Genomic DNA, 4,938 nt, shown 5'->3' with positions numbered 1-4,938 from the left:
TTTTTAAAGGGGGATTTCGTTCGTTCTGGATTTTTTATTTGCCTTTCCTATTTACTTTTCCGTCATTCGGATGAAATTTATACTACTCACAGTATTATCTGTATCGCTTAGGGGATTTGTAATCCCCAGTACGTACACGTAAAACAGGATTACAAATCCTGCTTATCTGTGGTTCGACATTACAAATGTCGAACAGCGCGTGCAAAAAAATCTGTGCGAATCTGTGCGAATCCGTGGTGAATCATTCCCATTTCGTAGGAAAGGCATACTCCATCACCACCCCCAGACCATAGGCCAGCAACTGCCCATAGGAGGTCAGCAGGGAGAGCAGGGCCAGTTTGGGAGTCCCCAGGGCAGTAAAAAACAGGGCAATGGTCCAGCTGCCATAGGCCAGCAGTAACAACCGGCTGCCAGGAGGCCAGAGCCAGGCGAGTACCGGCAGGGCCAGGATCCCCAGTAAGAATAGTACCGGCAGGAGGTGCACCAGTTTCAGGGCATCGGGCTGGAAGCGGCGGATAAATACCCGGTTGCGGCCAAACTGGTAGCTTTGCCGCAGAAAGGAACCAAAATCATTCTTCCGGTGGTGGTAAACAAAAGCTTCGGAAACCAACTCCAGCCGGAAGCCGGCCTTTTTGATCCGCAGGCTGATTTCTATGTCCTCGGCCATATTGGGATGGGCAAAACCTCCCAGCTTTTCATAGACCTCCCGGGCAAAACCCATGTTGTATCCCCGGGCCTGGTATTGGGCCGGGTTTTTCATTTTGCCCCGGATGCCGCCGGTGGTCAACAGGGAGGTCATGCTGAAATTCATGGCTTGCTGCCAGTCGCTGAAAGAGGCATCCGCATCATCCGGTCCCCCATGGGCCTGCAGTTGACGGCTTTGGATGGCCTGCTCCAGTACCTCCAGGTAGCGGGGCGGAATGAGGCAGTCAGAATCAAAAAAAACAAAGTATTGCCCCCTGGCCAGCTCCATGCCCTTGTTGCGGGCAAAGCCCTGCCCCTGATTGGACTGGTAATGGTACTGCAGCGGCAGCTTTTCGCCGAAGGCTGCCGCTACTTCTTCAGCGGTATGGTCGGAACCATCTTCCACCAGGATGACTTCAAAATCGTTGAAAGTTTGCCGGCAGAGGCTCTCCAGCAGGAGTTGAACTTCTGCTGGGCGGTTATAGACCGGGATGATAATGGAAAAACGCATCAACTTTGCGGGTTGATTTCTTCTTCAATGTTGTAATCGCTTTTTTTGGAATTGGAAGAGGTCATCATTTCGGCCAGAAAGCCGGTGAGAAAAAGCTGTACCCCCACGATCAGGGCCACCAGGGCCAGGAAAAAGAGGGGCTGACTGGTGATTTCCCTTACGGGAATGCCCAGGCGCAGGCCCCGGATTTTTTCATAGATCAGCCAAACGGTAATGGCCAAACCGGAAACGAAGGAAAGTGTTCCCAGCAGGCCAAAAAAGTGCATGGGATTTTTTCGGTAGCGGTTGACAAAGGAAACGGAGATCAGGTCCAGGAAGCCGTGGACAAAACGCTCCAGGCCAAATTTGGTGCTGCCATATTTGCGGGGACTGTGGGCGACTTCTTTCTCTCCGATTTTGCTGAAGCCATTCCACTTGGCAATCAGGGGGATATAACGGTGCATTTCCCCGTAAATGTGGATGTTTTTGACCACCTTCTGGGAGTAGGCCTTCAGGCCACAGTTGAAGTCATGCAGCCGGATTCCGGAGATCAGGCGGGTGACGCGGTTGAAAAAGCGGGAAGGCAGGGTTTTGGACAGGGGGTCGTAGCGTTTGCGCTTCCAGCCGCTGACCAGGTCATAGCCTTCTTCCCGGACCATGCGGTAGAGTTCGGGTATTTCTTCGGGGCTGTCCTGCAGGTCGGCATCCATGGTGACCACCACCTCCCCTGCTGCCCGCGAAAAACCAATGTCCAGGGCGGCGGATTTGCCATAATTCCGGAAAAAGCGGGCGGCTTTTACGCATGGGCCCTGCCCGGCCAGGCTTTGGATCACCTGCCAGGAGCCATCCGTAGAGCCATCATCGATGTAGACCAGTTCATAGCTCAGTCCGGAAGCGTCCATCACCTTGCTGATCCATTGCTGTAGTTCGGGTAGGGATTCTTCTTCATTAAATACGGGTATGACGATGGATAGCTGGGGCATTAAAAGTCAGTGGTTTTGTCTCTTTTTTTCAGAATGGCACCCAGTATAAGTGCCAGAATGGCGTAGACGATCAGGGAGATGCCGAAAGCTTTGATCTGCCCGCCAATGGTGAAGCTATTGGCCATTTCGCTGCGCATTTCATCGATTTGTTCTCCGGAAATGCTGTCGCCGGCCCCGAAATTATCCAGCATGGCCACCATGTTTTCCAGCTGGGCCTCCACCAGTAATTCCGGAAGGCCCGGGTCGATCACAAAATACAGCAGCATGTTACCCAGTGTAGTGATCAGGCCGGAGACGATCAGGGTGACAAAGGAAAACTGGAAAGCTGCTCCAAAATCCATGTAGCCGCCGAGATCCTTTCGGTACTGAATGCCAAAGTAAATGACCTGTCCAAAAAACAGGACCAATACGGTGATGCCGTACCAGGTAGACACCAGGTAGCTGTAATCCATAAAATAAACGGCAAAATTGATCACCAGCATGATCAGACCGATGACCAGGCCGGCATTCAGGGCGGCCCGGGCAGGCGTGTTGCTTTGTTGTGCTTGTGGTTCCATTTGGTTAAGATTTGACAGTTCTCTTTAAAATTATAGAAATTATTATGGTAAAAAACAATCCGGGAAAGATTTTTCTAAGGAAATCGTTGGTGGCCACATCCAGGATACTCATGGCGGAGAGGCTGGCCAGGGTTTCGGTGTAGGCGTTTTCATTGAGCTGCTCCAGCAATACCTCCCGGTTGTCTTCCATCAAGCTCAGGTTGATCTGCCTGAAAGTGTCAAAGGCCTGGGGTTCCAGGTGCAGGAAAACATAGACATAGAGGGCCGCAATCAGGGCCATCAGGGTGTAGACAAAAAAGCCCACACTCATGCCCTGGCTGAAATACAGGCTGCCACCATTGTATCCGTCCCGAAAACTTTTGATTCCGAAGAAAACAAACACCGGAATGAACACATAGCCCAGGATCAGGTTCATGCTGAGGGGTTCTACGTCCAGGGCGTACATGGTCAGAAATCCCAGCAGGCACAATCCTGCGCCGGAGAGTCCAAATGGCCAGGCAGCCCTGAGGTACCTATTCATGGATGCCCTCCGTTTTTCCGCGGTTGACCAGGTATTTGACTTTTCCTTTCAGCGCTTTTCCCCAGAAGGGGGAATTTTCTGCCAGGGAGGCATTGCTTGTATGGTCCAGGGTCCAGCTGGCCTCAGGGTCAAAAACCGTTAAGGTATCCCAGGGCGCATCCGCTTTTCCCATTACTTTTTGCGGTCCGCTGCACAGTTTGCTGATCAGCAGGGGGTAACCCAATTCTTCTCCCAGGCGCACCAGGGCCGGCACAAAGGTGGGCAGGCCGGCCATGCCGAATGGAGAGAGGTCGAATTCCATGTTTTTGGCATCATTGTCATGGGGCACATGGTTGGAGACCAGGGCATCGATGGTGCCGTCCTGCAGGCCTTCCAGCAGGGCTTCCCTTTGCCCCTTTCCCCGGAAGGGTGGCATGACTTTCAGGCAGGTATCAAAATCCAGCAGGTCCTCATCGGTAAAAAGCAGCTGGTAGATGGAAATATCGGCGGTTACCTTCAGGCCCTCCGCTTTGGCCTTGCGGATTTGCTCCAGGGCACCCCGGGTACTGAGGGTCTGGAAGTGCAGGCGCCCTCCGGTATAGCGGAGGATTTCCAGGTTTTTCTGTACCGCCACTTCTTCGGCCAGGTCCGGGATGCCTTTCAGGCCCAGCCGGGTGGAAACGATCCCTTCATGCATCTGCCCAAACAGGGCCAGCAGGGGATCCTGGCTTTGGTCAAAAAGCACCCCATCCATCTGCTGCAGGTATTGCAGGGCCTTCATCATGCGGTCGGAATGGGATAGCGGCACCAGCCCTTCACCAAAAACCTGTATGCCATAGTGGTGCAGGTCCATCATTTCTGTCAGGCCTTCGCCCATAAAATCCCGGGTGACGGCTGCCTGAATGTGGAAAGTAGGAAAAAGGTGGGCGGTCCGGTTTTGCACATAGGCTACTTCATTTTTGGACTGCAGGGGAGGCTGGGTATTGGGCAGCAATACGGCTTCGGTCATGCCTCCCTGGATCAGGGCTTGCGCCAGGCTTTCCAGACTTTCGCGGTATTCCTGTCCGGGTTCGCCGGAAAAGCACCTCAGGTCCGTCCAGCCCCGGGATCCCAGCAGACCTGTACAATCAAGCAGGGTTTCTTTCGGATCTGAAGGGTTGGCAGGGGCTTTTTGCAGGGTTTTGCCATCAAAAAGATAATCAGCCGGCGGAAGGATTTCCTTATCGGTGATGATTTTCAGTGACTGGAAGCGTAGGCTCATGTGGATTAATATTTTTGCAAAACTGCAATTTTATTCCCTAAAATGGAAATAATTGGCGGGGAAGGATTAAAGGCTTGCTTTCGGTTGTTGCTGTGGTGGCTGGAATTTGCCCGGCTGGGTGGTTGTTTGCGGTTACCGGGAATTGGTTAAGGGTTAAGGGCCTGGTTTTATGTAGTTGTTCCTTTCTTTTGTTTTGGCCTTGATGGGGGGTTGTTGTCGGTTACCGGGAATTTGTTAAGGGTTAAGGGACTGGTTTTATGTAGTTGTTCCTTTCTTTTGTTTTGGCCTTGATGGGGGGGGTGTTGACGGTTATCGGGAATTTGTTAAGGGTTAAGGGCCCGGTTTTATGTAGTTGTTCCTTTCTTTTGTTTTGATCTTGATGGGGGGTTGTCGGCGGTTACCGGGAATTGGTTAAGGGTTAAGGGCCTGGTTTTATGTAGTTGTTCCTTTCTTTTGTTTTGATC

The 4,938-nt window shown here is 52.2% G+C and carries 5 protein-coding genes; all 5 read right to left on the bottom strand.

The genetic code is table 11. The features are described 5' to 3' along the window. Window positions 1-241: 241 nt before the first annotated feature. Genes GL182_RS17355 through GL182_RS17335 form a run of 5 tightly spaced genes read right to left on the bottom strand, consistent with a single transcriptional unit; the run spans window position 242 to window position 4,474 of the window. Window positions 242-1,195 (bottom strand): glycosyltransferase, encoded by a 954-nt coding sequence (locus GL182_RS17355; RefSeq protein ID WP_163381055.1) that lies wholly within the window; start codon window positions 1,193-1,195, stop codon window positions 242-244. Beyond that, entirely contained in the window at window positions 1,195-2,157 is a 963-nt protein-coding gene (locus GL182_RS17350) for a glycosyltransferase family 2 protein (protein WP_163381054.1), read from the bottom strand. The genes GL182_RS17355 and GL182_RS17350 overlap by 1 nt, the downstream gene beginning before the upstream one ends. Then, window positions 2,157-2,714: a DUF4199 domain-containing protein gene (locus tag GL182_RS17345; protein ID WP_163381053.1), complete on the bottom strand. Its 558-nt coding sequence runs from the start codon at window positions 2,712-2,714 to the stop codon at window positions 2,157-2,159. The genes GL182_RS17350 and GL182_RS17345 overlap by 1 nt, the downstream gene beginning before the upstream one ends. A gap of 4 nt (window positions 2,715-2,718) precedes the next feature. Continuing rightward, complete coding sequence (locus GL182_RS17340; protein WP_163381052.1) at window positions 2,719-3,234, bottom strand: DUF4199 domain-containing protein; 516 nt, start codon at window positions 3,232-3,234, stop codon at window positions 2,719-2,721. After that, the gene (locus GL182_RS17335; protein WP_163381051.1) at window positions 3,227-4,474 is read right to left on the bottom strand and encodes a dihydroorotase; all 1,248 of its coding nucleotides are present in this window, start codon (window positions 4,472-4,474) and stop codon (window positions 3,227-3,229) included. Before GL182_RS17335 ends, GL182_RS17340 begins: the two co-directional genes overlap by 8 nt. Window positions 4,475-4,938: the final 464 nt, after the last annotated feature.

The sequence above is a fragment of the Cyclobacterium sp. SYSU L10401 genome, from assembly GCF_010993705.1.
Taxonomy (GTDB): domain Bacteria; phylum Bacteroidota; class Bacteroidia; order Cytophagales; family Cyclobacteriaceae; genus Cyclobacterium.
The sequence above is the reverse complement of the archived record's forward strand: the minus strand, read 5'-3'. Positions and strand labels throughout refer to the sequence as shown.

Excerpts from the sequence above, each read along its gene's own strand:
- GL182_RS17355 (WP_163381055.1), bottom strand. The coding sequence starts at position 1,195 with ATGCGTTTTTCCATTATCATCCCGGTCTATAACCGCCCAGCAGAAGTT.
- GL182_RS17350 (WP_163381054.1), bottom strand. The coding sequence starts at position 2,157 with ATGCCCCAGCTATCCATCGTCATACCCGTATTTAATGAAGAAGAATCC.
- GL182_RS17345 (WP_163381053.1), bottom strand. The coding sequence starts at position 2,714 with ATGGAACCACAAGCACAACAAAGCAACACGCCTGCCCGGGCCGCCCTG.
- GL182_RS17340 (WP_163381052.1), bottom strand. The coding sequence starts at position 3,234 with ATGAATAGGTACCTCAGGGCTGCCTGGCCATTTGGACTCTCCGGCGCA.
- GL182_RS17335 (WP_163381051.1), bottom strand. The coding sequence starts at position 4,474 with ATGAGCCTACGCTTCCAGTCACTGAAAATCATCACCGATAAGGAAATC.